We start from the raw sequence: 24315 nt of genomic DNA on the forward strand, positions 1-24315 counted from the left end.
CTTAAGAGTTTTCGAATTTCTTGGCTCAGGCTGAAAAAGTCCACAGGACTTTTTCACTCCCACAAATCTTTCTAATTTTTTCTTCTACTAGTATAACAAAAAAAGGGAAGAAGGCAAACTTCCCTGTTTAGTCATTTTCTTGATTTTCTTCCCAGTCGTGATAGGCAGCGTAGAGTTGACTCTTATTCCACTGGTAAATCTTAGCGACTTCCTTAATAGCTTGGTTTTTCTTCATGCCTTGCTGGATGCGGGCTTGGATTTCTAAGAACAAGTCCTCCTCGTCTTTTTCCTCCATATCCTGACTGGCACCTTCAACGATGAGAAGGCATTCTCCCTTAAGTGGCGTTTCAACTATGCTTTCTAATAACTCTGAAATGGTACCTCTTTGGTATTCTTCATAGATTTTGGTCAATTCTCTAACCAAGACCACCGAGCGGTCACCATAGACTTCTAGCATATTTTCCAACGTATCTGCTACACGATGAGGGGATTCATAGAAAATCTGAGTTTCAGGATAGTCTTTTTTCGAGTCAAAAAATTGCTTCTGCTGACCTGATTTTCTCGGTAAAAAGCCGTAAAAGATATGTGGCTGTGGCGCTAAACCACTAGCAATCAAAGCAGAAATTCCTGCAGAGGCACCTGGAACAGTCACAACCGCAATTTCTTCCTCAATTGCTGCCTTAACCAAATCATGACCAGGGTCTGAGATGCTAGGCAGACCCGCGTCGGATACCTGAGCAATACTTTGCCCTGCTTTCAGGAAACCAATCAAATCAGGAATCTTTTCCTTGGCATTGTGCTCATGAAAACTGATTTGCTTGGTAGAAATGTCAAAATGCTTGAGCAATAGACCTGTATTGCGCGTGTCCTCAGCAGCAATCCAGTCCACTTCTTTCAAGGTCTGGATAGCTCGAAAGGTCATATCATCTAGATTGCCAATCGGCGTTGCCACTAGGTACAGCTTGCCATAGGGAGACTGCCCCTTAAAACTTTTTTGAATCTGCATGCCTACTCCCTGTATAACAACTCGTCACAGAACATACATTCCTCGTCCTGCTCTCGACGTTGTCCATAAAAATCATTACATACGTGAAATCCATCTTTATAAATTCGACGGACACTTTCACGAACATGCTTAGCCTTGACAGGAGCGTCTGCTTCCACCTCACCCAAGCGTTCGCGCAATTTACTATTTTCCAAACGAAGAGCTGTATTTTCCTCTACCAGGCTCTTGAGATTTTTCTTGATGGCTTCCACATCGGCCAAGGTTACCAATAACTGTTGGGAAAAATCATCCAGCGCGTCAAATAATTCTTTTTTGTCCATAAAACAGCCCTTTCCTTTCATTATCGTTCATTTTTGAGTTTATATTTCTTTCAAGACCAGATATTCCATGGCATTTTGAAAGCTGACATTAGCTTGCCACATTTTTCTAGCTTCTAGCAAATCTTGTAAAATCACTCTTACTCTTGCTTGTAGGATATCTTGTCCACAGAGAACTTCAAGAATCCGTAAAACCTGATCTTGTTTTTCCTTGTCATCTGCCAAGCTAGCTAGTTTGGCAACTTGCAAATAACTTTCTTTTTTCTTAGCCACTAACCAAGTCAGCAGGCGTTCACTTTCATCAACCAAGGTCCAAAAACTTGCCTGATTAGCTAATTTTTCTGCTTCAGCTCGCGATTGACTAAACTGAGCTAGGAGAGTCGCTTTTTTCTTAACCAGTCCCATTTGTTCTAAGAGCAAGATGAGCTTCTCTTCTTGTTTTTTAAAGTGAAAAATTTGCGTCCGACTTCGGATTGTTGGTAAGATCTTTTCCTCATCGCTGGTCAAGAAGAAAATATAAACCTCACTCTGGGGTTCTTCGATGACCTTGAGCAGAGAATTGGTTGCATTAGGATGCATTTTCTCAGCTTGCTCGATAATAAAGACCTGTTGTTGGTTTTCAATCCCTGCTTGAGAAAACTGCCCCACTAATTCTCGAATCCGTTCTGTCTTGATGACCTGATTGACTGGCTTGATTAAAGTAACATCGGGAAATTCTTCCTGTTCAATCAGCTTGCAATTTCGACATTTCTCACATGGTAGAACGCCAATTTTATCCGTACAAAAGAGGCTCTTAGCCAAAAACTGCGCCATTTCCAAGCTTCCAAAGAAACCTGAAAAGAGGTAAGCATGATTGAGCTGGTCTTGCTCCAAGATACGGACAAAGCGGTCAAACTGTTCTGGCTGCCAGGCCTTTAGTTGATCTTGTTTCATTTAGCTAATCCCATTCTATCAAACAAGATAGCCTTGGTAGTTTCCACAACCTGCTCCAAAGGAAAACTCGCATCAATCTTGACGATGCGATTTCCTTCTTTGTCCAGAAGATAAAGATAGCCTTTACGGACTTTTTTGTGCAAGTCCAACCCTTCCAAGTCCAAACGATTGATCTCACGATTACTATTAGCAGCAATGCGAGCCAGCCCTTCTTCCACCTCGATGTCAAAATAGAGTGTCAAATCAGGTTTAAGACCATCTGTCGCAAACTGATTGAGCCAGTTAATTGCTTCAATATCTAAGCTACGACCAAATCCCTGATAGGCAACTGAACTATCGATGAAACGATCCATAATGACCAACTTGCCAGCTTCAAGGGCTGGAAGAACTTTTTCCACCAAGTGCTGTCTGCGACTGGCAATATAGAGAAGAAGTTCTGTCTTCGCATCCATCTGAGTATGACTTGGGTCCAAAATCACTTGACGAATCTTCTCCCCAATCAAGACTCCGCCTGGTTCACGAGTCGTCAGCACCTCTACCCCTTTTTCCTCTAAAATTGGTAACAGAGCTTCTAAAACACTGGTCTTTCCTGCTCCCTCTGGTCCCTCAAGAGAGACTAAAAATCCTTTTGACATGTCTAACTCATTTCTTTTTTACTACTTCTATTCTATCAAAAAAATAGGGGTTTGTGACAATCTTTTTGTCTTCTCATTTCAACCACCATAAAAGAGGCAGACAAAGCCACCTCTTATTTACCTAGTTCTTGTGTTCGTTTGTAAGCTTGATGAACTGCATCCATGACCGTTCCTCGAAAAGCATGCGCTTCTAGGCTTGCTACACCAGCGATAGTCGAACCGCCTGGGCTACAAACTTGATCTTTTAAGACCCCAGGATGTTCTTGGCTTTCTAGGACCAATTGCCCAGCTCCTACCACAGTTTGGGCTGCCATTTTCAGTGCTATTTCCCGTGGCAATCCCGTCTGAACACCTGCATCTGCCAAGGCCTCAATAAAGAGATAGACAAAGGCTGGTCCACAACCTGCAAGACCTGTCGCTGCATCGATTAAGCCTTCCCCAAGTTCAACCAAAAGACCAGCCTTGGCTAAAAGCTGACAAAAGAGCTCACTGTCCTCAGCCCTGCAATTAGGAGACAAGGCATAACTAATCACTCCTTGCCCGATAGAAGCAGGGGTATTTGGCATCATACGAATAATTCGGTGTTGACTTGGGATAAGACTAGCCAGTTTTTCTAATGTCAATCCAGCTGCCATCGAAATCAAAAGAAGACTTTCTCTTTTTTCAAGGATGGTCTGGTATTGAGAAAGCAGTTCAGAAAACTGAGCAGGCTTAACTCCTAGAAAAATCACATCTGCTTCTGCAAATATTTCTTCATTGCTAGAAGCCTGACCACCGAAGTCTGCAATGAAAGCATCCACCTTGGCTTGACTACGATTGGCAAGGAGAAGATCATCACCTGTCTTGACCTGCAAGACAGCCTTGGCCAAGCTAGCACCCATATTCCCCAAACCGATAAATCCAGTCTTCATCTCTTACTCCCTTATCTGTCCGTCACCAGTAACCACATACTTGTAGCTGGTCAACTCTTTCAAGCCCATTGGACCACGTGCGTGCAGTTTCTGAGTTGAAATCCCCATTTCACAACCCAGACCAAATTGGCCACCATCTGTGAAACGAGTTGAAGTATTGACATAGACTGCTGCAGAGTCCACTTGATCTGTAAAGTAAGCTGCAGCCTCAGCATTTTCCGTCACAATGGCATCCGAATGATGGGTACTGTGAGCCTCAACATGGGCAACCGCTTCTTCTAAACTGCTCACGACCTTAACAGCTAGGACATAGTCTAAAAACTCGGTATCAAAGTCTTGTGCTTCAGCTGCTTGGCCTGAAACAAACTGACTTGCTTTGCTATCTAGGCGGAATTGAATTGGTTCCAACCCAGCTTCTTTTCGATCTGCAACCAACACTTGCTCCAAGCGAGGAAGGAAGCTTGCTGCCTTGTCTTCATGAACAAGTAAAACTTCCATGGCATTGCAGACAGAAGGACGACTGGTTTTAGCATTGTTGATGATAGACAGAGCCTTGTCTTCATCTGCATCCTTATCCACATAGACATGGACAATCCCAGTCCCTGTCTCGATAACAGGTACGATCGCATTTTCAACCACTGCATTGATCAAACCAGCTCCCCCACGAGGAATGAGAAGGTCTAGATAGCCCTTGGCCTTCATCATGGCATAGCTACTTTCACGGCTGGTATCTTCCACTAGTTGAATCACATCTGGATGAATGGTCGTCGTCTCCAAGCCCTTCTTCAAGGTTGTGACAATGGCATGGGCTGTTTGATAGGCATCCTTACCACTACGAAGAACAACCGCATTCCCACTCTTGAGAGCTAGAGCAGCTGCGTCAGACGTCACATTTGGACGACTTTCATAGATAATACCGATAACACCCATAGCCACCCGTTTCTTTGTGATAACCAAACCATTTTCAAGCTGATTTGTTTCTAAAACTTCACCGATTGGATCTGGTAAAGAAACCACTTCACGAATCCCAGTTGCCATTGCTTCTATACGTCCTGCATCCAAATAAAGACGATCCAGCATCACATCTGAGATTTTACCCTTAGCAGCTTCCATATCAATGGCATTGGCTGCTAAAATTTCCTCAGTAGCTGCTAATAAGTAATCAGCCATGGCTAGCAAGGCTTGGTTTTTCACTTCTTCACTAGCTGTGTTAATCGATTTTTTAACAGACTGTACCTGTTCAAATTGTTCTTGTGTACTTACCATAGTTTACCTCTAAAATTCTGTAAAGAGTAGTTGGATTTCAGGAGTAATGGAAATCCAGTCATCACGGTGAATCAAGACACCCTTGGCTTTTTGAGAACGCAACATATCCTCCAAAGCAGATGCTCCAAATTGCACGCGTCCTTTTCCAAGTGATTTTCCACTTTCCTTGTCAAATACTGTCACGATATCACCGTAAGAAAAGGCTCCTTCTGCTTCAACAATACCAGATAAGAGAAGACTCTTTCCATGTTGAGAGAGAGCTTCTGCAGCCCCTTTATCAACCCAAATAGAACCCTGACTTTTGGCATAAAAAGCTAGCCATTGTTTCTGGGTACGGAGTCCTTTCTCCTGTGCAACAAAGTAAGAACCATCCTTGGTCTTCTCTGCTGCCTCTATCATAGCATCAGCTTTCAAGGATGAACAAATATAAACAGGTACTCCTGATTCTGTCGCAATAGTTGCTGCTTTGATTTTGGTTAACATGCCCCCAGTTCCGTTTGAAGAACCTGCTCCACCAGCCATATCAATAATCTCACGATTGATGGTCTCAATTCGCTCCAAGCGTTTGGCTGTTGGGTCTGAATTAGGATTTCCAGTATAAAGACCGTCTACGTCTGTCAAGAGGACCAAAAGGTCTGCTTGGACCATGGCTGCTACCTGAGCACTTAGAGTATCATTGTCCCCAACCTTGAGCTCATCAATAACGACACTGTCATTCTCATTGATGATAGGAATCGCACCACGGCTAAGTAGAACCGACAAGGCCTGATGGGCATTTTTATAACGGCGCTTATCCACAAAGTCGTCCTGGGTCAGCAAGATTTGTGCAGAAACGATTTGGCGCAAGAGAAGATTAGTGGTGTATTCTTCCAACAAAAGCCCTTGCCCTACCGCCGCTGAAGCCTGTTTATCAGCAATCTTAGTCGGACGCTTTTTAAATCCTAAAGCTCCAAAACCAGCCGCAATGGCACCTGACGATACCAAAATCAATTCATGACCAGCCTCATGCAACATAGCCAACTGTTGGGTAATAGCCTTTACCTTACTACGTGATAAACTTCCATCCTCATTCGTCAGAGAAGAAGTCCCCACCTTAAAGATAATCCGTTTGTATTTCATAGTCTCACTCCGATTCTTCATATTTATCCATTATAACATGAATGACAGAAAATAGAAAAGAGTTGATAGGAAAAAAGGTCGAGACAAGCTATCTCAACCTTTTATCAAATCTAATTCTTTCTTAATCTCTCCAAAGTTTCCTTAAAAATCTCTGGGATATCTGCTGTAAATTCCAAGGTCTCACCTGTTCTCGGATGAGTAAAGCCTAGAGTCTTGGCATGAAGAAATTGTCCATGTCCTTTCAGAGTCTTACGTGAACCATAGACTTCATCACCAGCGACTGGATGGCCGATATAAGCCATATGAACACGGATTTGATGGGTGCGTCCTGTCTCTAGCTGCAACTCCACTAAGCTATAATCACCAAAGCGTTCCAAGACGTGGAAACGAGTCACTGCAGGCTTCCCTTTAGCAGTCACAGCCTGTTTCTTGCGGTCTTTTTCACTTCGACCAATCGGTGCTTCAATCACACCGCGATCATTAGGCAGATTTCCATGAACAATGGCCCAATATTTGCGGAGAGACTTTTTATCCTTAAGTTCTTGGGCAAGTGCTAGATGCGCCTCATCGTTTTTAGCAATCATGAGAAGACCTGACGTATCCTTATCAATTCGGTGAACAATTCCTGGACGCAGAACTCCATTGATACCCGACAAGTCCTTAATATGATACATGAGAGCATTTACCAGGGTTCCACTGGTATGACCAGCACTCGGATGCACAACCATCCCCTGAGGCTTGTTAACGACAGCCACATACTCATCTTGGTAGATGATTTCTAGCGGAAGATTTTCAGCCACATACTCTAAGACCTCTGGCTCTGGTACATGGTAAGTCACGATATCACCCTCTTGAACTGTGTATTTAGCTTTCTTGACTTGGCCATTGACCAAGACCTGGCCTGATTTGATTTGTTCATTCGCGAGACTGCGTGATAATTCTGTCAAATCCGACAAAGCCTTATCTAAACGCAGACCACCAGTTTCAATTTTAATTTCCATTTATTTCCTCTTTTAACATTGCAATCAATAAAATAATCACTCCAACAGTCAGATAGCTATCTGCCACATTGAAAATTGCAAAATTGATAAAGTCAAGGTGGAACATATCCACAACAAAGCCCTGACTGATCCTGTCAATAAAGTTTCCAAGACCACCTGCGATTATCAAAGTCAAGCCCAAGACCATCCAGAATGAGTCCTCCATGTGTTTATGTAGATACCAAATGGCACCTACCATAACGACCAGCGTAATGATAGCAAATAACCACTGCTGGTCTTGTAGCATTGAAAAGGCAGCCCCTCTATTTTGCAGGTAGGTCAAGCTAACGAAATTGGGAATCCAAGAGCGCACTTCACCCAGTGGAATCTGCTGTACGATATAGGATTTGACCAACTGATCCAGCGCAATCAAAAGCAGTACAATGACTGCCACTATTCCTCTTTTTTTCATGATTTCCTCTTTTGATTAAAATATTCTTGCATGACTTCTACAAAGAGAGTCCCAGCTTGACTGAGCTCCACTTCCTCACGTTTAACATATACCATACGATTATCCAAATTATCCTTGAGACGAATAACTGTGATACCATTAACACTGTCACTATCTAAAAATCCAGAACCTGTTGCATAAGCATCCGTCCGCTCCAAAATACCATTCAAAGTAGCACGGTCTGTTACATTAAACATCTGTGAGCTAGCACTGGTATCGACAAAGTTCTCTGAATAATAAAGGTACTCGTCTTTCTCTTGGGTAAAACGAACTGTCGGTAAGTCCGCTAAATCCTCCATGACCAATTCCTCTTTCTGAGCCAAAGGATGCCCCTCACGGAGATAAATATGAGTATAGAAGGGAATCAATTCAATGACCTCCAGACCTAGCTTTTCAACCCGTTGCATGATCCCCTTTTTATTTTGATTGTTGAGGTAGATAATCCCAATCTCACTATGCCCTTGGGCTACTTCGTCTAAGATTTGAACAGTAGTTGATTCAAAAATACGAAAGTTTTTATAGTCAGGATAGCGCTCTGAGAAAGCCGTAATGGTTGGTGGTAAGAAGTCATAGTGCTGACTAGCAATGGAAAATTCATCCTTTTCTTCCTCAGGATTGGCATACTGATTTTGAAAAATATCAAATCCTTTAACCAATTCTTGCGCTTTTTCATAGAATTCCATACCACGACGAGTCAAGAAAGTCCCTGAGCTGGTCCGACGGAAAATCTTAAAGCCCAACTCTTTTTCCAAATCACGAACAGAAATGGACAGACTCGGCTGACTAACATACATCTTTTCAGCAGCTTCACGAAAAGTACCGCTATTGGCAATAGCCACAACATAGCGTAATTGTTGAATGTTCATCTTCTACCCCCAACTTCTTTATCTTTTCATTATACCATATTTTAGAAGTTTTCCATCGAAGAAAAATAATGTCACTCATAAAATTCATCTACACTAAGAACGAAAAAATCATGGGTACAAAAACAAAAAATAGGCTCTCCGAAAACTCGGAAAGCCTTATTCAATGCTACTTCTAGCTTCCTCGCCTTTACATTTCAAGGCTCGGGATAAAAAGGTTCACTGGACCTTTTTATTTAGCGATTGGGTAAACAGAAACTTGTTTTTTATCGCGTCCTTTACGTTCAAAGCGTACTACGCCTTCAACTTTAGCGAACAAAGTATCGTCTCCACCACGTCCAACGTTTACACCTGGGTAGATGTGTGTACCACGTTGACGGTAAAGGATTGATCCACCTGTTACAGTTTGTCCGTCAGCTGCTTTAGCTCCAAGACGTTTTGCTTGTGAATCACGTCCGTTTGATGTAGAACCTCCACCTTTTTTGTGGGCGAAAAGTTGCAAGTTGTTAAGAGTCATTTTTAACATAATGTTTTCCTCCGTGTTAGTTTTCTGTGATAACTCTGGTTTGGACGAACTCAGAAGAGTTCTCCGATAAGTTTGCCATACCTAAGAAAAATGATTCAAAGAATAACTGGGTCATTTCTCTCTGGTGTGAAGGAAGATCTTTTGGTATTTCAACCATCAGATAGCCACCTTCATCTTCGTTTAATTCTAGGATTGGTTCATAGCCTGCAAATTTCTCAATAGAATTGATAAAGTTAATGGCAAGCGTAGAAACCGATGCACACACGACATCAAAGCCGTATTCGCCACTCTCGGCGTGTCCAGTAATTTCCGCACTCCTCAGCTCGCCATCTTCGGCTCTCTCAAAGACTGCCTGTATCATGTGTTCTCCTTAAAATTAAGCGTTGATTGCGTTGATGACAACTTTTGTATATGGTTGACGGTGACCTTGTTTACGGTGGCTACCTTTTTTAGGTTTATACTTGTAAGTAACAACTTTCTTTTGTTTTCCTTGTTTTTCAACAGTTCCAACTACAGTAGCTCCAGCAACAAGTGGAGTTCCGACAACAGTGTTTTCACCACCAACAAGAACAACTTCGTTAAAAGTAACTTCTTGACCAGCTTCAACGTTCAATTTTTCAACGTAAACTGCTTGACCAACTTCAACTTTAACTTGTTTTCCGCCAGTTTTGATAATTGCGTATGTGCTCATTATGCACCTCCTATGATTTTTATGGGTTTCCCCGAATTTTTTGTGAAGACTCGCCTATCATCGTGGGACGAACCACTTAAAAGAAGAGCTCTAAGTATAACAAAGAATAAACTAGGAATTGAGCAGAAGGCATAACTTATGTTAGGCAAGGCGACAATGACGAAGTTTAAATTTGTTATACGACGAGCAACGATGTTCGTGCGGTTGCACAGGATCGTGCATAGTCAACTCTTCAAGTATAGCATATCTCCTATTTTCTTACAAGTAATAACACCTAAAATGAAGCTTTTTCTTTTACTTTTTTCTGCCAAGATGCAAAAAGCATGCTGAGGTAAAAAATACTCATCATAATAGGAACACCAAGAATGGTCTTTTCATGATAGAAAATCGTCAAATAGGCTGAAAAGACAACACCAAGGACAAAACTACTAAGCAGGCTAACAAAGATGAATCCTTCTCGCAAAAAAGGTGTGTGCTTGGTTCGGAAATAATCTCCAAAAGCCAGCATGGTCCGTTTGATATTCCCTGTCATAAAAGCGTTATTATAGGCAATACCCGACACTTCTCCAAAAGCAGTTGTCACCAATCCCATACAGAAGGCCAAGGGCGGTACTAGATAGATATTATCTACAGTCTGCGGCACAAAACCAATAATGATTGATAAGATTGCCAAAGGAATCAGTGACAGAATCGGTTTTTTCACAATTCTCAATTTTTCCTTATAAATTGTTAATAGAAAGACTCCCATCATAAAAGCTAACAAGGTGAGAACCTTGTCCCTAACATCTGAAACATTATTTTGAATTAATTCTACTGAAAGAAAGACGACATTCCCAGTTTGTCCAGCTACAAGAGTATTCCCTCGCACAATAAACGTATAGGCATCTACATAACCTGCACAAAAAGTCAAAAAAAGCGCTAGCCTCTTAGACTGACGTGATATTTTTCTTATAGGTAATAACCTCATTTTCCCTCCCATTTCATTTACTCATCTCATTATTGTACCACTTTCTTTGGAAAAGACCTAGTAGCTTATTTGAAATTTTTTCCCCTCTGTTGGATAGTCCCGTCTATCTATGTTATAATGAAAGAAGGATTTGAAATCTGAAAAGGAGTAACTATGCTTAAATTAGGTGTCATCGGAACAGGGGCTATCAGCTACCACTTCATAGAAGCAGCCCATATCAGTGGAGAATACCAGTTAGTCGCAGTCTATTCTAGAAAACTAGAAACTGCGGCAACCTTTGCTTCTAGCTACCAGAATATCCAACTCTTTGATCAAGTAGAGGACTTCTTCAAGAGCTCCTTTGATGTGGTCTATATTGCTAGCCCAAACTCCTTGCATTTTGCTCAGGCAAAAGTTGCATTATCTGCTGGCAAACACGTCATTCTTGAAAAGCCAGCTGTCACTCAGCCACAAGAATGGCTGGATTTGGTTCAAACAGCTGAGAAAAATCACTGTTTTATCTTCGAAGCAGCTCGTAATTACCACGAAGAAGCTTTTACTACTATCAAAAACTTTTTAGCAGACAAGCAAATTTTAGGGGCAGATTTCAACTATGCCAAGTATTCTTCCAAAATGCCTAACTTGTTGACTGGGGAGACACCAAATGTCTTCTCAGACCGTTTTGCTGGTGGAGCTCTTATGGATTTAGGGATTTATCCCCTCTACGCTACCGTTCGTCTCTTTGGAAAAGCTCAAGACGCGACCTATCAGGCTCAACAACTTGACAATAGCATGGACCTAAATGGAGACGGAATTCTCTTCTACCCTGACTTTCAAGTTCATATCAAGGCTGGGAAAAACATCACTTCCAATCTCCCTTGCGAGATTTATACGACAGATGGAACCCTGACGCTCAACACCATCGAACATCTCAGCTCGGCTATTTTTACCGACCACCAAGGCAATCAAATCCAACTCCCTATCCAACAGACTCCTCATACGATGACTGAGGAAGTCGCTGCATTTGCACACATGATCCAGCAACCAGATCTGAATCTCTACCAAACTTGGCTGGAAGATGCAAGTTCAGTTCATGAGCTACTATATACTATGCGCCAGACTGCTGGCATTAGATTTGAGGCAGAAAAATGAAAAACAAACTACCGACTGAATGGCAAGAACTGAGTGACCAACTCGGTTTCCAAGAATTCACCCCCATTCAAACTCAACTATTTGAGCCCCTTCTTGCTGGAGAAAACCTCCTAGGAGTGAGCCCAACAGGAACTGGTAAGACCCTAGCTTACCTTCTACCAAGTCTTCTCAGACTACAAAAGAAAAAAGCGCAGCAACTCTTGATTCTAGCACCAAATACTGAGCTTGCTGGACAGATTTTTGATGTATGTAAAACGTGGGCTGAAGCTATCGGCTTAACTGCCCAACTCTTCTTATCAGGTTCGAGTCAGAAACGCCAGATTGAACGCCTAAAAAAAGGACCAGAAATTCTGATTGGAACTCCTGGCCGTATCTTTGAACTAATTAAATTGAAAAAAATCAAGATGATGAATGTGGAAACCATCATCCTAGATGAATTTGACCAATTGCTCGATGATTCTCAGATACACTTTGTCAAGAAAATTACTCACTACGCACCTCGTGACCACCAACTTGTCTATATGAGTGCGACGACCAAGTTTGACCAAGAAAAGATTGCGCCTAACACACGTACCATTGATCTTTCTGACCAAAAATTGGACAACATCCAACATTTCTATATGCAGGTAGATCAACGTCACCGAGTAGATATGCTACGAAAACTAGCTCATGTTGAGGATTTCCGCGGTCTGGTCTTCTTTAACAGCCTATCAGACCTTGGAAGTGCAGAAGAAAAACTACAGTATCGGGATATCTTGGCTGTTTCCCTCGCTAGTGATGTCAATGTCAAATTTAGAAAAGTCATCTTAGAAAAGTTTAAGGACAAGCAACTAACCCTGCTTCTTGCAACTGACCTTCTGGCTCGTGGAATTGATATCGATAGCCTCGAATGTGTTGTAAACTTTGATGTCCCTAGAGATATCGAAACTTACACTCACCGTGCTGGACGTACTGGCCGTATGGGCAAAGACGGCTATGTTATCACTCTCGTCACTCATCCAGAAGAAATCAAAAAACTTAAAAAGTTTGCAAGTGTCCGTGAAATTGTCCTAAAAAATCAAGAACTCTATATCAAATAAGGTTGGCTCTCGCCAACCTTTTTCTTATCCCCAAGTAATTTCTAATTGATAGCTGGCAAAGAGGTGTCCCTCTTGATTTTGTAGTTGATAGTCTAAATAAATCTTTTGTCCATCCACTTCATAGCGACTCGTTTGAATGATAAATTCCTGCATGCCCATAGGTGTAGGAATATAGGCTAAACTATCACTATCCTTCAAAAAACGCATAATGGTCTTGGGATTGGAAAAACGGCTCATCACCAGTTCTTGACCATGGAATTTAATCACTACTTTTTCCTTTTCCTCATTGTAGAAAAGCAAATAGCTATAATCGCCCTTTTCTCTTAACTCTACATCATAAAGCTGGTCAATCACTTCCAACTGCTCATCAAACTGAATGGTATTTCGCATCCGAATCTTCACATCAGGTCCTCTTTCTTCTCTCTTGTCCTACTATTTTACCAAAAAGAGCAGGATTTTGCTATAATGGTCATATGAACGAAAAAGTATTCCGTGACCCAGTTCACAACTACATCCATGTCAATAATCATATCATCTATGACTTGATTAATACAAAAGAATTTCAGCGTTTGCGTCGAATCAAGCAACTGGGGACTTCCAGTTATACCTTCCACGGTGGAGAACACAGTCGCTTCTCTCACTGTCTAGGAGTCTATGAGATTGCACGACGTATCACAGAGATTTTTGAAGAAAAATATCCTGAAGAATGGAATCCTGCCGAGTCTCTCTTGACCATGACCGCTGCTCTCCTACACGACCTTGGACATGGTGCCTACTCCCATACTTTTGAACATCTCTTTGATACAGACCATGAAGCCATTACTCAGGAGATTATCCAAAGTCCTGAAACGGAGATTCACCAAGTCTTGCTACAAGTAGCGCCAGACTTTCCAGAAAAGGTAGCCAGTGTTATTGATCATACCTATCCTAACAAGCAGGTTGTGCAACTCATTTCCAGCCAAATCGATGCGGACCGCATGGACTATCTCTTACGCGACTCCTATTTTACAGGAGCATCCTATGGAGAATTTGACCTGACTCGCATCCTCCGAGTCATTCGTCCTGTCGAAAACGGTATTGCCTTTCAGCGCAATGGCATGCACGCCATCGAAGACTATGTCCTCAGTCGCTACCAGATGTATATGCAGGTTTATTTTCACCCGGCAACACGCGCCATGGAAGTTCTCCTACAGAATCTTCTCAAACGCGCCAAGGAACTCTATCCTAAGGACAAGGATTTCTTTGCACGAACTTCCCCACACCTCCTGCCTTTCTTTGAAAAAAATGTAACCTTGACTGACTATCTGGCTCTGGATGATGGTGTGATGAATACCTACTTCCAGCTCTGGATGACCAGTCCTGATAAGATTCTTGCAGACTTGTCGCAACGCTTTGTCAACCGCAAGGTCTTTAAATCCATTACTTTTTCACAAGAAGATCAAGACCAGCTCGCTAGCATGAGAAAATTGGTTGAAGACATTGGCTTTGATCCCGACTACTATACTGCCATTCATAAGAACTTTGACCTCCCTTATGATATTTATCGTCCCGAATCTGAAAATCCACGGACACAGATTGAGATTTTACAAAAAAATGGAGAACTGGCCGAACTCTCTAGCCTGTCTCCTATCGTCCAATCCCTTGCTGGCAGTCGCCACGGAGATAATCGTTTCTATTTTCCAAAAGAAATGTTGGACCAAAACAGTATCTTCGCAAGCATTACCCAGCAATTTTTACACTTGATTGAGAACGATCATTTTACCCCAAATAAAAACTAGAAGAGGAAATTTATGAGTATTAAACTAATCGCCGTCGATATCGACGGAACCCTAGTCAATAGCCAAAAGGAGATTACTCCTGAAGTCTTTTCTGCCATCCAAGATGCAAAAGAAGCTGGTGTCAAAGTCGTCATTGCAACTGGCCGCCCTATTGCAGGTGTTGCCAAACTTCTAGACGACTTGCAGTTGAGAGACGAGGGTGACTATGTTGTGACTTTCAATGGTGCCCTTGTCCAAGAAACCGCTACAGGACATGAGATTATCAGCGAATCCTTGACTTATGAGGACTATCTGGATATGGAATTTCTCAGTCGTAAGCTTGGTGTTCACATGCACGCCATTACCAAGGATGGAATCTACACTGCAAATCGCAATATCGGAAAATATACAGTGCACGAATCAACCCTCGTCAGCATGCCTATTTTCTACCGCACTCCTGAAGAAATGGCTGGCAAGGAAATTGTCAAATGTATGTTCATCGATGAAGCAGAGATTCTGGATGCTGCCATTGAAAAGATACCAGCGGAATTTTACGAACGCTACTCTATCAACAAGTCTGCTCCTTTCTACCTCGAACTCCTTAAAAAGAATGTAGATAAGGGGTCAGCTATTACCCACCTAGCTGAAAAACTAGGATTGACCAAAGATCAAACCATGGCTATCGGTGACGAAGAAAATGACCGTGCCATGCTGGAAGTCGTTGGTAACCCTGTTGTCATGGAAAACGGAAATCCAGAAATCAAAAAAATCGCCAAATACATCACCAAATCTAACGATGAATCCGGCGTTGCCCATGCTATTCGAACGTGGGTACTATAAAATAATTTGAATGTAAAAAAGCACTCCAGAAGTTAGAGATAATGTACTGCCCCCAAAAGTTAGACAGAAAAATCTTACTTTTGGGGGCAGTTTAATATTCAGTATTTTTGGTTTCTAGTTCTATTCCCTTAATAATTATTAAATCTGAAAAAGGTAGTACATTATGTAAAACCTTTTTCATTTTTTTATTTCACTACGAATTAATATTATTTTTTCTAATGATAATTAATCCACTCAAAATTGAATAACAAATTCCAAAAAATATCCAATTTTCTACTATTCCACTCACCATAATGACAAGTGGGATGGTTGCCATTGATATATTCAACAATATAAAGGCATCCTTCTTATTCAAAAAAGTAGAAAGAAAGGTAACTGCTATCAAACTTCCAAATCCAGCAATTGAGTAAACAATTCCAACAAGACTATTTGATAATTTTAATTACGTCCATTTTTTTCTCTCATTAGTTGGACATAGCCCTTTGTTTCTATTTTTGAATTTAAAAACGAGAACTCTCCGCACATTTTATCATAAAAATTATTATAATCTTCTTTTGAAAAATCTCCTAAAATCTCTATTTCAAGATAAAATCCAAGACCATCAATCTTATCTAGATTGATCGTTTTATTTTCTAATGCATCATGATAAGTCTTTCTATGTTTACTTATTGTGAAAATATTTGAAAATCCATCTTGTAAGATATTTCTTACAAATTCTAATTTTTCAGATTCTAGCTCTATTTCACTTTCACTCCACATTCCTTGTTTTATCGTATCTTTTCTTGTAAAAACACATGCTTTATTATCATCTTCTTGGCGAATTCTGTAGATAAAGCTACCTACCTCATCATTTTCAAATTCTCTTCCTTTTGTTTTAAAATATTTATCAACTTGCTTATTTTCATTCTTAAATTTATAAGATTTTTCTAAATATGAAATAGCATTAGTATAATCTTTCTCATCGTTGAGTTCAAATCTAACTTCTAATTCATTCATTAATTTTACCTCTCAATTCTTCAAAGGCTGAAGTCTCTTTACATTCACTCAGTCTATAGTAAGTTTCTGTAGATGTTTTATGGACAAAAAGCCTAATATTTTCTTGCAGTCATTTTAGCACTTCAATATAATAATGTCAAGATTTTTGATAATATTTTTTATTTATTTTTATTAAATACATATTTGTATTATTTTGGATTAAAAAAACGATGCTTAAGTGAACATCGTCTTTACTATTCTGTTATATCTGCAATGTAATGCTCGATTTTAAGAGCCATTGACATATTTCCCTCAAGCTTATATAGGAAATAAGCCGTTTCAAAGTACTCTTTTACTGCAACTTTAGAAGAAAAATTCTTACTGACATTTCCCATCAATACATACAAATCAGCCAAAAGATATGTTGTTCTATACGTCTTACACTGCTTTATCGTATCTGTGATTTTAGTAATAGCCTCTTCAGTATTATTCTGCAACCATAGGTAGCGACAAACATTATAATTAAATTTAATAGAAAGGTTTAATTCTTCGATTGTGTTTAACTTGAGTTGATTTACTTGATACTCTAACTTTTCTCTAATTTCATTAAAACTTTCTAAATCTTCAATATCATAATAAAAATTGAATAGAGTATTTGCAACTTGAAGGTAGGTCAAGTCAGTTACACTTAACTGATACAGTACCTTCTCCAATCTTGCCACAGCCTCCTCTTTTTGCCCATAGAAATAAAAATCTATAAGAGATTTTATCCACTCCATATAAAACTTATCTACTAAAGACAAACGATGTACCTTTACACTCTCTAGTTCATATATATATTTCAAAGACTCATAATTTCGATTTGTGATAAAAGTCTGGGCTAACTTCTTAAACTCTGATAGCTCATCAATCTCCTCTCCAATCTGCTCATTAAAAAAATAATCTATACTAACTTTTAACTTCTTAGACAGAGCATATAAAAAGTCCGCTCCTGGAGTAAATTCTCCATTCTCCAATCGACTAATCTGTCCCTGTTTACATATCCCCTCAGCCAATTCTCGCTGAGACATTTTTAATTCTTTTCGTCTATTTTTTAATCTTGTTGCTAACAGTGTGCCCACGTCTGCATTTTCCTTTTCAATTTGATATCAATTTCAATTGTAACATGATTAAATTTTAAATACAAATTAATAAACCAAAAGATACAAATTATATATAAACAATGACTAAATAGGTTATTTTTGAAAACCTATCATTTCTTCTTTTGAAATTTTCTTACTCAAACGATTGATAAAACTATTAACGTTAAATGTACTAGATGTTAGACTATCACGTTTAGATTTTGATATTGATAGATTTAACAGACCAGAAATAGTCTTTTACAACATATCAAATTCAGGGGAATAATAAAGATTTATAACTAAAAAAATTTTTTGGAACAAAAATAGCTAAAGATGTACATTATCAAAGTGAAAACTGGAAATTTTTTCAATTGTACATAATCCAAAAATGTACTTTTTAAAATAAAATTTTTGACATATCAAAGCGTTTTTATGTAGCTGCTATGCTCGTCGAAATTGACCTAAACTGAAAAAACCAAGCTACATTTTAGCAACTTGGTCTCCCAAAATCTTCTTGAAAGGCACGAAATGTTTCCTTTTTCTTCTTCGACCCTTGCAAATTAAACATGGTTCTTTATGACGTTTCTCAAATAAAGCTCTATTATATAAGGACATCTTGTACCTATGTTTATCATTATTTATGCAGGTCCACCACACATTGTTCCGACTCTTTTCACTGACTTCACTAGGGTTAGATAATAGAATATTATTTAAGTAATCCCATTCGTGAACTTAAGATTGGCTGAGTAACATCAAATGAGTTGTATCCTGGTAATACTTTTCGTCCAAAACAGTAAGGACAGCAATCATCATTCTCATCACACAAATTTATCACCTAATTAAAAGTCTATTATCTGTATACTACAATAACTCTGTCTATAAAACAACGGGTTTTAAGCAACTTTTAAGTTGATTAGTTCAATGAATTTAGACTATTGCTTTTTATAACGACTATAAATTGTATGCTCAATGCTATAATTTGTCTTCAGAATCTACTTCTTCATAATTTATCGGAATTAAAGCAACTTCACTGCTTAGAGTAGATTGTTTTTCATTTTCACTTATTTGAATGGCATTTTTGAGTGAAAAAATAACTTCTCTTACAAGATTTAATAAATCTAATGTACACTCTTGCAATTCAAATTCAGTTAGATACAATCTACTTTCGTTATTATCTACACTTCCATCAAAAAAATTCAATGTGATATTAGTAAACCTATGCTCTAAATAATTTCTAATAGTTTTTAATCGCTTTGAGTGTGGATTTGCTGTCAAAGAATTATTACCATTATCAAAATCTTTCGATATCCAAAATATAGATGATAGACCAATATTCTTATCCAACAACTTATCTAAATTGCTATCTGTTCTCCAAATTGAATGAAAATTTACTTGTCGAGTCTCAATTTTTAAAGAATAATATTCATTTATAAACATTCCTACTTTATCTAATAATGAATATAGTGTTTTAAAAGCTGCTTTTAATCCTTCTACTCGGATAGAATATTGTACGTATTCTAGACCATCAATAAGATTAACATTCTCGTCAGCATAATGAACCGAATCAATCTCAATGCTATTAAAACAGAGATAACGCGCATAAACATATTCTTGCTTAATTTGATTAAACATAGAAATATATTTGTTTAAATCTTTATCCGATTGAAATAATAAACTTGGTAGTAAAAGATTATCATCATATCTATTTATATCGTCAGCTTGTAAGTCATTAAGTGGATTAAGATACAGCCCGTTGTTCCAACACCATTCGCGATACTTTTGTGAATTAGGATTATAATCGATGGTTTTACAAGAGCATTCATCTAAGTCTTTATAATTAAGATATTGTTCGTAAAGTTCAATAAATCGCTTTTCTGCATAATCAACTCTGTTTGGATCTGAAACAGTTATGCTTGTTTCTATTAAATTTTTAATTTTTTTAATAAAGTGGAGGTGTTCGTTATCATTCAAAAAATTACGATAATGATCTAGACAAATAGCCAAGTTACCACTAGCCATTGTGAATCTTGGATTGATTTGTATACATTTACAATACATCTTAATAGCTAACTGCTTTCTACCACAAGCATCTAATAAATTTGCGTAATTAGTGTAAAGTGAACATAATAATGGGAAAACAAACCTACTGTTCTCAGAATTTATATCAACGTTATTTGAAATTTCGATAGCTTTTCTAAAGTAATAAATTTGTTGAACTGTAAAATCGGTATCTATGTTGAAAACTAAGTTATCACTTAGTTCAAATATATCAGCGTATGCTGTCCCAATAGAATAAAATAATTGAATTTTGGAAATATCATCAATAGTATTTTCCATATTTTTTCCAAATTCTATTAGTCTATAGATTTCCTCTATATTTTTATGTTTAAAAGCATTATCGAAATCCATTGACAATTTAAGTACACTATGATTAATTGGATTATTTGTTAACATCTTCATCCCAAACTAAATATTTCGATTTTAAATTTGATTTTCCTTTATTTTCCTGTTCTTCAACTAACATATCAGATAAAAACTCTTTTATCATGTCCCAATTAAAATTCTCTTTAAATCCTCTACTACCATCAGAAGGAACATTTAATGAAAATGTTGCAAATACGGTTTCACAAGTTCTTCTTGGAAATTTTGCTAAGTAAGAATCAAAAAATGAATTTGAATACCTATAATGATGACTATGAATAAAGTCTTTCCATGTATTTAGCATAGTCGCTTCGTCTACAATATCTATTACAGAAACTTCTTCAAGTGGTCGGTCTTCAATATTTCCCCATGCTTTTTTCATTAAATTAACAGCATCTACATCACTTTTAGGAGCACTGTATCCAAAAATAGTTAACATATATGAATGATCGATAAAGTAATCTAATCCTTTCCAACACCAATTTATGTAGCCGTCGGAAGAATATTCTTTATTTTTCACTGGATACAATAATTTTGTTGGATAAAATTTATTATGACATGTTGAGCAGTAGCAATCTACTCCTCCAAACTCAATATGTTCTTCACAAAACCCAACAGCTACATTACCATGTAAACAAAGAATTTGTGGCAAGTTCAGAGTAATTTTTGAGCAGCGAATATAAGCCTGTATAAGTAAAGGGTCCCAATTAAACGTAGCTATACAATCTTTATTAGTTAAACTTAATATTAAGAAATCATAAATTGTTGGTTCATCAGGTAACTCCAAAGAAGCAAAATAATCATAGAGCCTTTTTTCTAGTTTTCTAACGATTTCGGAGCACTCTTCTCTCTTAAATAATTCTGAATAGATATCCTCTAAATTTTCGCTCTTTGTCTGTAATTCAACACCAGCAAGAATTTCTTCTAAATTTAGTTTTTTTAGCAATCCATTCATAACTGAAGAACTTTTGCCATTTTTATCACCATCTGGAATTGCTGCAATAGTAGCACCAGCGCCTAGAATAACTGTATGTGATCTCATGTCATTTCTCCTGAAAGTCTTTTGACACTATTATACCACTACATCTACTTTATTTATGCTTCAATACTATTATTATAACCATAAATATTTTAAACAAAAATGTACAATTGAACCACCACTTCTTCTACACCTATTAGAGTAAAAAGGTACAAATCAATTTCTTAGATTGGATAATATTATGTACTAGAAAACATACAAAACACCACTCCAGAATAATGTATAAAACAAAAATAAAGTACACTTTTTAAAGAATGTACTTTGTGCTTCTAATTCAGTTGTATCAATGGTTTAGCTCTAGTTTAGTCAATTGTACATAAATTTTTAGTTTTCGATTTTCCCCATTTTTTCGGCTCTCTATTTCATAACAATCAATTCATTTTGTCACATACCTTAGCCCGAAAAATCCACACTAAATCTTTTTGAAAGCTGTTTAAAGCTTTGTACTTACTTTCTGAGTTCATAGATCTGAACCTTTACCTCATTTGTCCAATTCCATAATAAAAATAAGGACATTCTAACAAAGGAAGTCCTTATTTTTTAACTAATAGATGTCAAAGTTACTTTGCTGATCCACTTTATCTGTACTCATTGATCAAAATATAATTTTTTGTAAAATTTTGATTATGAATTAGTCAAAGAAAAAACACTAACCTATTTCAAAAAACTAAATTGTGATGATTGCCTATAAATAAACACTTTGAATATTCTTTATTTTTCTTAATTTACTAAAAATGCCCCCTGCAGGAATAAAAAAACAACCTAAAATCCTTATTCTAAAGACTTTTCTATATAGGTTGGTCAAATTTTGGTCAAAGTTTTTGTTTTCTTTCTTATTCTTTATCAACCATAAATTGTCTAATCAATTCATACTCCTTATCAATCACCTCTTGAAGCACATGACCATAAGTATTTATAATTTGTTGTATATCTTTATGCCCCAATAATCTAGCAACAACCCAAATATCAATACCTTTAGCTAAAAGATATGAACCATATGTATGCCTTCCTGCAGTTGCTGTCATTTCTTGATTCCCAATACCAAGTTCTGATAAACATACTCTCAAACTCTTATTCAAACCTGAATTTGTCGGTATTTTATACCTTCTATCATAGAATACTAAATCGTGTTTCTTCAATTCTTCACGATCAAACAAAATTTTATCTTGCTCAATCTGTAATTCTTTCAGAACAGCTATCAAATCATCATCAATAGGAATCTCTCTTATAGAAGTCTTTGTTTTAGGAGGTACAAACTCTTGCCGATCTCCTGCATATCGTCTATATGTTTTAATTGTTTTATTGTTAAAATCAATATCTGACCAGCACAATGCCATACCTTCACCAACCCTAAACCCAGTCTTAAACAAAAAATATAATAGATATGGTATCACAGATTCTCTATAATTAAACTTCGACTGTAAATGTGACAATAAATCTTTATATTCTGAAATACTATGAATATACTTATCTTCTACATTCCCAGCTTCCAAGCCAAAGATTTTCACACCTTCTGTAATATCTGTTATCTGCAATCCACTACGCTGACTAAATTTTATAGCCGACCTTATATCTGCATTGATTCTACGCAAATGATCTTTCGTTACCTTTTCTCCAAATTCATTTAATCTCGACTGATATTCCTGATGATTAAGACTCATTGCAGGTATAACAGAAAATATTTTCTCTATAGCCTGACCTCTTGCATAATATCCTTCCTTCGTCGCCTTCGATTTTTCTGATGGAAGAATCACTAAGTTATACCAATCCTGCCACAACTCATATAAGGTAGCCTTACTGTCAAATCGTGCTGTATAATTTGACTGAAATAGTTTCTTCTCTTTCTCCTGAGCTTCAATCATAGCTTCACGCTTCGTCTTAAAACCTGAATTTGTCGCAACAACTTTTCCTTTTTTATCGAAAATTCGATAATCCCAAAGTTTATTTTTTCCACGTTGTCTGTAACTTGCCACAACTTCTCCTTCCTAAATGGCAATCATCACCATTCTATTATAACATCAATGATATTTTTTGATAATTCTTATCAAAATATTCTCTTGTTTTTCTAGCTAAAAATCTATATGGTGAACCCTTACTTTTAGGATATAAAACAAAACCTTCCTCATTCTGTTCAATATCCACTTCTTTTTTTATGGTAGGATTCAATAAAATATCATTCACTAATTTAGTCTTACTGATAGACAACAATTCCTCTACCTTATCTATCGTCCACCATTGACCTACTTCTTCTTTTTGAATCAAATCTAAATATTCAGATCGACTAATCAGAACTATATCAGCAGGAATTGGAACTTCAATATTAAATACTTGTTTCTGCTCTTTCATTTAAAACTCCTTCACACAACAAAAAAAGGCAGAGTTTCCTCTACCTTAATTATTTACTAAACTTACTTTCACACCTTCAACTGTAAAAGCCTTTCTTCGACTTAAATCTAATCGAATCAATTTGAAAGATAAATCTATTCTTTTTCCAAAAGGATATACTCTAAACACTAAACGATACATTTCATCTACATCAAGAAATCTTTTTTTCAAAGGAGCTTCAAAACCATAACATGCTTCTCTAGAATAAGCAATACCAGTAAATCTTTCAACATTCAAAAAACTTAACTCTACAATATCTTGATAAGCCTCTTTTACTACACGTTGATTAATCGTAACCATTCGTTGGTTTACATCGCTTTCATCAGCATCTACATAGAAATTAATTTCAGGAGGAAAAGGATCCGTCATTTTCTTAATTCCAAGATATTCTTTATTCAGGATATTCTTAAACAAGTATCGCTGAAACAATTTTGTTTGAAACCACTTCATAAACTGATAAATACCAATGCTAATAAGAGCCATTAAAATCCATAATGAAGATTCATTCTCTTGAAATGGAAAATCCACTGCGATTGAAAAAATCAAGACTAACACAATACTTTCAGAAAATAAATAAATGAATCTATCAACACCAAAACGAAATTTTGAAAAGGGAACAGCTAAGATAAAAATAATCATTAAAAATCCTAAATAATTTGAACTAATTTCAAGTATTGCCGAACTCTCTTTTATAAGAACGGCACACGCTATCATTTCAAACACTAAAGATTGCCATTTAAACAACTGACCAACCAGCCAATTTACTCCACAAATCGCAGATAGTTTATATCCCAACTTATCTGATTCTTTCAAAATTCTAAAAAACTCTTTCATACTATCTC

27 protein-coding genes, 1 pseudogene and 1 other annotated feature are annotated in these 24315 nt (G+C 37.5%); of the genes and pseudogenes, 5 read left to right on the forward strand and 23 right to left on the reverse strand.

Going from position 1 to position 24315, the window contains the following annotated elements; translation table 11 throughout:
- Nucleotides 1-127 precede the first annotated feature (127 nt).
- From rsmI to FBF73_RS03545, 10 genes are all read right to left on the reverse strand, one after another.
- Entirely contained in the window at nucleotides 128-1006 is an 879-nt protein-coding gene (rsmI, locus tag FBF73_RS03500) for a 16S rRNA (cytidine(1402)-2'-O)-methyltransferase (RefSeq protein ID WP_136936978.1), read from the reverse strand.
- Between the two features lie 2 nt (nucleotides 1007-1008).
- Nucleotides 1009-1326 carry a DNA replication initiation control protein YabA gene (gene yabA, locus FBF73_RS03505; protein ID WP_000358227.1) on the reverse strand — a complete coding sequence of 106 codons (318 nt, stop codon included), beginning with the start codon at nucleotides 1324-1326 and terminating at the stop codon, nucleotides 1009-1011.
- Between the two features lie 39 nt (nucleotides 1327-1365).
- Nucleotides 1366-2256 carry a DNA polymerase III subunit delta' gene (locus tag FBF73_RS03510; RefSeq protein WP_136936979.1) on the reverse strand — a complete coding sequence of 297 codons (891 nt, stop codon included), beginning with the start codon at nucleotides 2254-2256 and terminating at the stop codon, nucleotides 1366-1368.
- Nucleotides 2253-2891 (reverse strand): dTMP kinase, encoded by a 639-nt coding sequence (gene tmk, locus FBF73_RS03515; RefSeq protein ID WP_136936980.1) that lies wholly within the window; start codon nucleotides 2889-2891, stop codon nucleotides 2253-2255. The genes FBF73_RS03510 and tmk overlap by 4 nt, the downstream gene beginning before the upstream one ends.
- 113 nt (nucleotides 2892-3004) lie before the next feature.
- The gene (gene proC, locus FBF73_RS03520) at nucleotides 3005-3802 is read right to left on the reverse strand and encodes a pyrroline-5-carboxylate reductase (RefSeq protein ID WP_136936981.1); all 798 of its coding nucleotides are present in this window, start codon (nucleotides 3800-3802) and stop codon (nucleotides 3005-3007) included.
- A gap of 3 nt (nucleotides 3803-3805) precedes the next feature.
- On the reverse strand, nucleotides 3806-5068 hold the full coding sequence (locus tag FBF73_RS03525; protein ID WP_136936982.1) for a glutamate-5-semialdehyde dehydrogenase: 1263 nt from the start codon (nucleotides 5066-5068) through the stop codon (nucleotides 3806-3808).
- A gap of 9 nt (nucleotides 5069-5077) precedes the next feature.
- Nucleotides 5078-6187, reverse strand: a complete 1110-nt coding sequence (gene proB / locus FBF73_RS03530) for a glutamate 5-kinase (RefSeq protein WP_240798239.1) — start codon at nucleotides 6185-6187, stop codon at nucleotides 5078-5080.
- A 110-nt stretch (nucleotides 6188-6297) separates the two neighbouring features.
- The gene (locus FBF73_RS03535; RefSeq protein ID WP_136936984.1) at nucleotides 6298-7188 is read right to left on the reverse strand and encodes an RluA family pseudouridine synthase; all 891 of its coding nucleotides are present in this window, start codon (nucleotides 7186-7188) and stop codon (nucleotides 6298-6300) included.
- A complete protein-coding gene (lspA, locus tag FBF73_RS03540; protein WP_136936985.1) occupies nucleotides 7178-7639 on the reverse strand; it encodes a signal peptidase II in 462 nt (153 codons plus the stop codon). Before lspA ends, FBF73_RS03535 begins: the two co-directional genes overlap by 11 nt.
- On the reverse strand, nucleotides 7636-8544 hold the full coding sequence (locus FBF73_RS03545) for a LysR family transcriptional regulator (RefSeq protein ID WP_112443591.1): 909 nt from the start codon (nucleotides 8542-8544) through the stop codon (nucleotides 7636-7638). The genes lspA and FBF73_RS03545 overlap by 4 nt, the downstream gene beginning before the upstream one ends.
- Between FBF73_RS03545 and FBF73_RS10095 the strand changes: the two are divergent.
- Nucleotides 8537-8608, forward strand: a pseudogene (locus tag FBF73_RS10095) (AraC family transcriptional regulator); the annotation flags it as partial. The gene FBF73_RS03545 and the pseudogene FBF73_RS10095 sit on opposite strands and share 8 nt — an antisense overlap.
- A gap of 165 nt (nucleotides 8609-8773) precedes the next feature.
- On the opposite strand, the gene rpmA reads toward FBF73_RS10095, so the two are convergent.
- The 4 genes from rpmA to FBF73_RS03565 all read right to left on the reverse strand — a co-directional run bounded on the left by rpmA (nucleotide 8774) and on the right by FBF73_RS03565 (nucleotide 10737).
- A complete protein-coding gene (rpmA, locus tag FBF73_RS03550) occupies nucleotides 8774-9067 on the reverse strand; it encodes a 50S ribosomal protein L27 (RefSeq protein ID WP_000916509.1) in 294 nt (97 codons plus the stop codon).
- 16 nt (nucleotides 9068-9083) lie between these two features.
- The gene (locus tag FBF73_RS03555; protein ID WP_000613694.1) at nucleotides 9084-9428 is read right to left on the reverse strand and encodes a ribosomal-processing cysteine protease Prp; all 345 of its coding nucleotides are present in this window, start codon (nucleotides 9426-9428) and stop codon (nucleotides 9084-9086) included.
- A 15-nt stretch (nucleotides 9429-9443) separates the two neighbouring features.
- Complete coding sequence (rplU, locus tag FBF73_RS03560; protein WP_000109141.1) at nucleotides 9444-9758, reverse strand: 50S ribosomal protein L21; 315 nt, start codon at nucleotides 9756-9758, stop codon at nucleotides 9444-9446.
- Between the two features lie 36 nt (nucleotides 9759-9794).
- Nucleotides 9795-9974, reverse strand: a sequence feature (ribosomal protein L21 leader region).
- Between the two features lie 58 nt (nucleotides 9975-10032).
- Entirely contained in the window at nucleotides 10033-10737 is a 705-nt protein-coding gene (locus tag FBF73_RS03565; protein ID WP_136936986.1) for a YoaK family protein, read from the reverse strand.
- Between the two features lie 141 nt (nucleotides 10738-10878).
- On the opposite strand from FBF73_RS03565, the gene FBF73_RS03570 reads away from it, so the two are divergent.
- On the forward strand, nucleotides 10879-11856 hold the full coding sequence (locus tag FBF73_RS03570; RefSeq protein ID WP_136936987.1) for a Gfo/Idh/MocA family protein: 978 nt from the start codon (nucleotides 10879-10881) through the stop codon (nucleotides 11854-11856).
- Entirely contained in the window at nucleotides 11853-12935 is a 1083-nt protein-coding gene (locus FBF73_RS03575; protein WP_136936988.1) for a DEAD/DEAH box helicase, read from the forward strand. Before FBF73_RS03570 ends, FBF73_RS03575 begins: the two co-directional genes overlap by 4 nt.
- Before the next feature lie 24 nt (nucleotides 12936-12959).
- On the opposite strand, the gene FBF73_RS03580 is transcribed toward FBF73_RS03575, so the two are convergent.
- Nucleotides 12960-13337, reverse strand: coding sequence for a DUF1934 domain-containing protein (locus tag FBF73_RS03580; protein ID WP_125452216.1), 378 nt, complete (start codon nucleotides 13335-13337; stop codon nucleotides 12960-12962).
- Nucleotides 13338-13408: 71 nt separating this feature from the next.
- Here FBF73_RS03580 and FBF73_RS03585 point away from each other — a divergent pair, with 71 nt between their 5' ends.
- Both FBF73_RS03585 and yidA read left to right on the forward strand, forming a co-directional pair.
- Entirely contained in the window at nucleotides 13409-14713 is a 1305-nt protein-coding gene (locus FBF73_RS03585) for an HD domain-containing protein (RefSeq protein ID WP_136936989.1), read from the forward strand.
- Between the two features lie 12 nt (nucleotides 14714-14725).
- Nucleotides 14726-15532: a sugar-phosphatase gene (gene yidA / locus FBF73_RS03590; RefSeq protein WP_136936990.1), complete on the forward strand. Its 807-nt coding sequence runs from the start codon at nucleotides 14726-14728 to the stop codon at nucleotides 15530-15532.
- A gap of 438 nt (nucleotides 15533-15970) precedes the next feature.
- Here the strand turns inward: yidA and FBF73_RS03600 are convergent, their stop codons facing one another.
- The 8 genes from FBF73_RS03600 to FBF73_RS03635 all read right to left on the reverse strand — a co-directional run bounded on the left by FBF73_RS03600 (nucleotide 15971) and on the right by FBF73_RS03635 (nucleotide 24307).
- The gene (locus FBF73_RS03600; protein WP_136936991.1) at nucleotides 15971-16528 is read right to left on the reverse strand and encodes a CYTH domain-containing protein; all 558 of its coding nucleotides are present in this window, start codon (nucleotides 16526-16528) and stop codon (nucleotides 15971-15973) included.
- Nucleotides 16529-16761: 233 nt separating this feature from the next.
- The gene (locus FBF73_RS03605) at nucleotides 16762-17628 is read right to left on the reverse strand and encodes a helix-turn-helix domain-containing protein (protein WP_136936992.1); all 867 of its coding nucleotides are present in this window, start codon (nucleotides 17626-17628) and stop codon (nucleotides 16762-16764) included.
- A gap of 480 nt (nucleotides 17629-18108) precedes the next feature.
- Nucleotides 18109-18333 (reverse strand): zinc-ribbon domain-containing protein, encoded by a 225-nt coding sequence (locus FBF73_RS03610; protein WP_136937075.1) that lies wholly within the window; start codon nucleotides 18331-18333, stop codon nucleotides 18109-18111.
- Nucleotides 18334-18600: 267 nt separating this feature from the next.
- On the reverse strand, nucleotides 18601-20082 hold the full coding sequence (locus FBF73_RS03615) for an LA2681 family HEPN domain-containing protein (protein ID WP_136936993.1): 1482 nt from the start codon (nucleotides 20080-20082) through the stop codon (nucleotides 18601-18603).
- Complete coding sequence (locus FBF73_RS03620; RefSeq protein ID WP_136936994.1) at nucleotides 20069-21091, reverse strand: hypothetical protein; 1023 nt, start codon at nucleotides 21089-21091, stop codon at nucleotides 20069-20071. Before FBF73_RS03620 ends, FBF73_RS03615 begins: the two co-directional genes overlap by 14 nt.
- Before the next feature lie 830 nt (nucleotides 21092-21921).
- Nucleotides 21922-23061 (reverse strand): site-specific integrase, encoded by a 1140-nt coding sequence (locus tag FBF73_RS03625; RefSeq protein WP_136936995.1) that lies wholly within the window; start codon nucleotides 23059-23061, stop codon nucleotides 21922-21924.
- A gap of 37 nt (nucleotides 23062-23098) precedes the next feature.
- Nucleotides 23099-23434, reverse strand: a complete 336-nt coding sequence (locus FBF73_RS03630) for a DUF771 domain-containing protein (RefSeq protein ID WP_136936996.1) — start codon at nucleotides 23432-23434, stop codon at nucleotides 23099-23101.
- 45 nt (nucleotides 23435-23479) lie between these two features.
- Nucleotides 23480-24307 (reverse strand): hypothetical protein, encoded by an 828-nt coding sequence (locus FBF73_RS03635; RefSeq protein WP_136936997.1) that lies wholly within the window; start codon nucleotides 24305-24307, stop codon nucleotides 23480-23482.
- Nucleotides 24308-24315 lie beyond the last annotated feature (8 nt).

The organism is Streptococcus mitis (assembly GCF_005144795.1).
GTDB lineage: Bacteria > Bacillota > Bacilli > Lactobacillales > Streptococcaceae > Streptococcus > Streptococcus mitis_BB.

Excerpts from the sequence above, each read along its gene's own strand:
- FBF73_RS03535 (WP_136936984.1), bottom strand. The coding sequence starts at position 7,188 with ATGGAAATTAAAATTGAAACTGGTGGTCTGCGTTTAGATAAGGCTTTG.
- FBF73_RS03600 (WP_136936991.1), bottom strand. The coding sequence starts at position 16,528 with ATGAATGAATTAGAAGTTAGATTTGAACTCAACGATGAGAAAGATTAT.
- lspA (WP_136936985.1), bottom strand. The coding sequence starts at position 7,639 with ATGAAAAAAAGAGGAATAGTGGCAGTCATTGTACTGCTTTTGATTGCG.
- proB (WP_240798239.1), bottom strand. The coding sequence starts at position 6,187 with ATGAAATACAAACGGATTATCTTTAAGGTGGGGACTTCTTCTCTGACG.
- FBF73_RS03565 (WP_136936986.1), bottom strand. The coding sequence starts at position 10,737 with ATGGGAGGGAAAATGAGGTTATTACCTATAAGAAAAATATCACGTCAG.
- FBF73_RS03635 (WP_136936997.1), bottom strand. The coding sequence starts at position 24,307 with ATGAAAGAGTTTTTTAGAATTTTGAAAGAATCAGATAAGTTGGGATAT.
- FBF73_RS03525 (WP_136936982.1), bottom strand. The coding sequence starts at position 5,068 with ATGGTAAGTACACAAGAACAATTTGAACAGGTACAGTCTGTTAAAAAA.
- yidA (WP_136936990.1), top strand. The coding sequence starts at position 14,726 with ATGAGTATTAAACTAATCGCCGTCGATATCGACGGAACCCTAGTCAAT.
- FBF73_RS03555 (WP_000613694.1), bottom strand. The coding sequence starts at position 9,428 with ATGATACAGGCAGTCTTTGAGAGAGCCGAAGATGGCGAGCTGAGGAGT.
- FBF73_RS03545 (WP_112443591.1), bottom strand. The coding sequence starts at position 8,544 with ATGAACATTCAACAATTACGCTATGTTGTGGCTATTGCCAATAGCGGT.
- FBF73_RS03585 (WP_136936989.1), top strand. The coding sequence starts at position 13,409 with ATGAACGAAAAAGTATTCCGTGACCCAGTTCACAACTACATCCATGTC.
- FBF73_RS03570 (WP_136936987.1), top strand. The coding sequence starts at position 10,879 with ATGCTTAAATTAGGTGTCATCGGAACAGGGGCTATCAGCTACCACTTC.
- tmk (WP_136936980.1), bottom strand. The coding sequence starts at position 2,891 with ATGTCAAAAGGATTTTTAGTCTCTCTTGAGGGACCAGAGGGAGCAGGA.
- FBF73_RS03510 (WP_136936979.1), bottom strand. The coding sequence starts at position 2,256 with ATGAAACAAGATCAACTAAAGGCCTGGCAGCCAGAACAGTTTGACCGC.
- FBF73_RS03575 (WP_136936988.1), top strand. The coding sequence starts at position 11,853 with ATGAAAAACAAACTACCGACTGAATGGCAAGAACTGAGTGACCAACTC.
- proC (WP_136936981.1), bottom strand. The coding sequence starts at position 3,802 with ATGAAGACTGGATTTATCGGTTTGGGGAATATGGGTGCTAGCTTGGCC.
- yabA (WP_000358227.1), bottom strand. The coding sequence starts at position 1,326 with ATGGACAAAAAAGAATTATTTGACGCGCTGGATGATTTTTCCCAACAG.
- FBF73_RS03615 (WP_136936993.1), bottom strand. The coding sequence starts at position 20,082 with ATGTTAACAAATAATCCAATTAATCATAGTGTACTTAAATTGTCAATG.
- FBF73_RS03630 (WP_136936996.1), bottom strand. The coding sequence starts at position 23,434 with ATGAAAGAGCAGAAACAAGTATTTAATATTGAAGTTCCAATTCCTGCT.
- rplU (WP_000109141.1), bottom strand. The coding sequence starts at position 9,758 with ATGAGCACATACGCAATTATCAAAACTGGCGGAAAACAAGTTAAAGTT.
- rpmA (WP_000916509.1), bottom strand. The coding sequence starts at position 9,067 with ATGTTAAAAATGACTCTTAACAACTTGCAACTTTTCGCCCACAAAAAA.
- rsmI (WP_136936978.1), bottom strand. The coding sequence starts at position 1,006 with ATGCAGATTCAAAAAAGTTTTAAGGGGCAGTCTCCCTATGGCAAGCTG.
- FBF73_RS03620 (WP_136936994.1), bottom strand. The coding sequence starts at position 21,091 with ATGAGATCACATACAGTTATTCTAGGCGCTGGTGCTACTATTGCAGCA.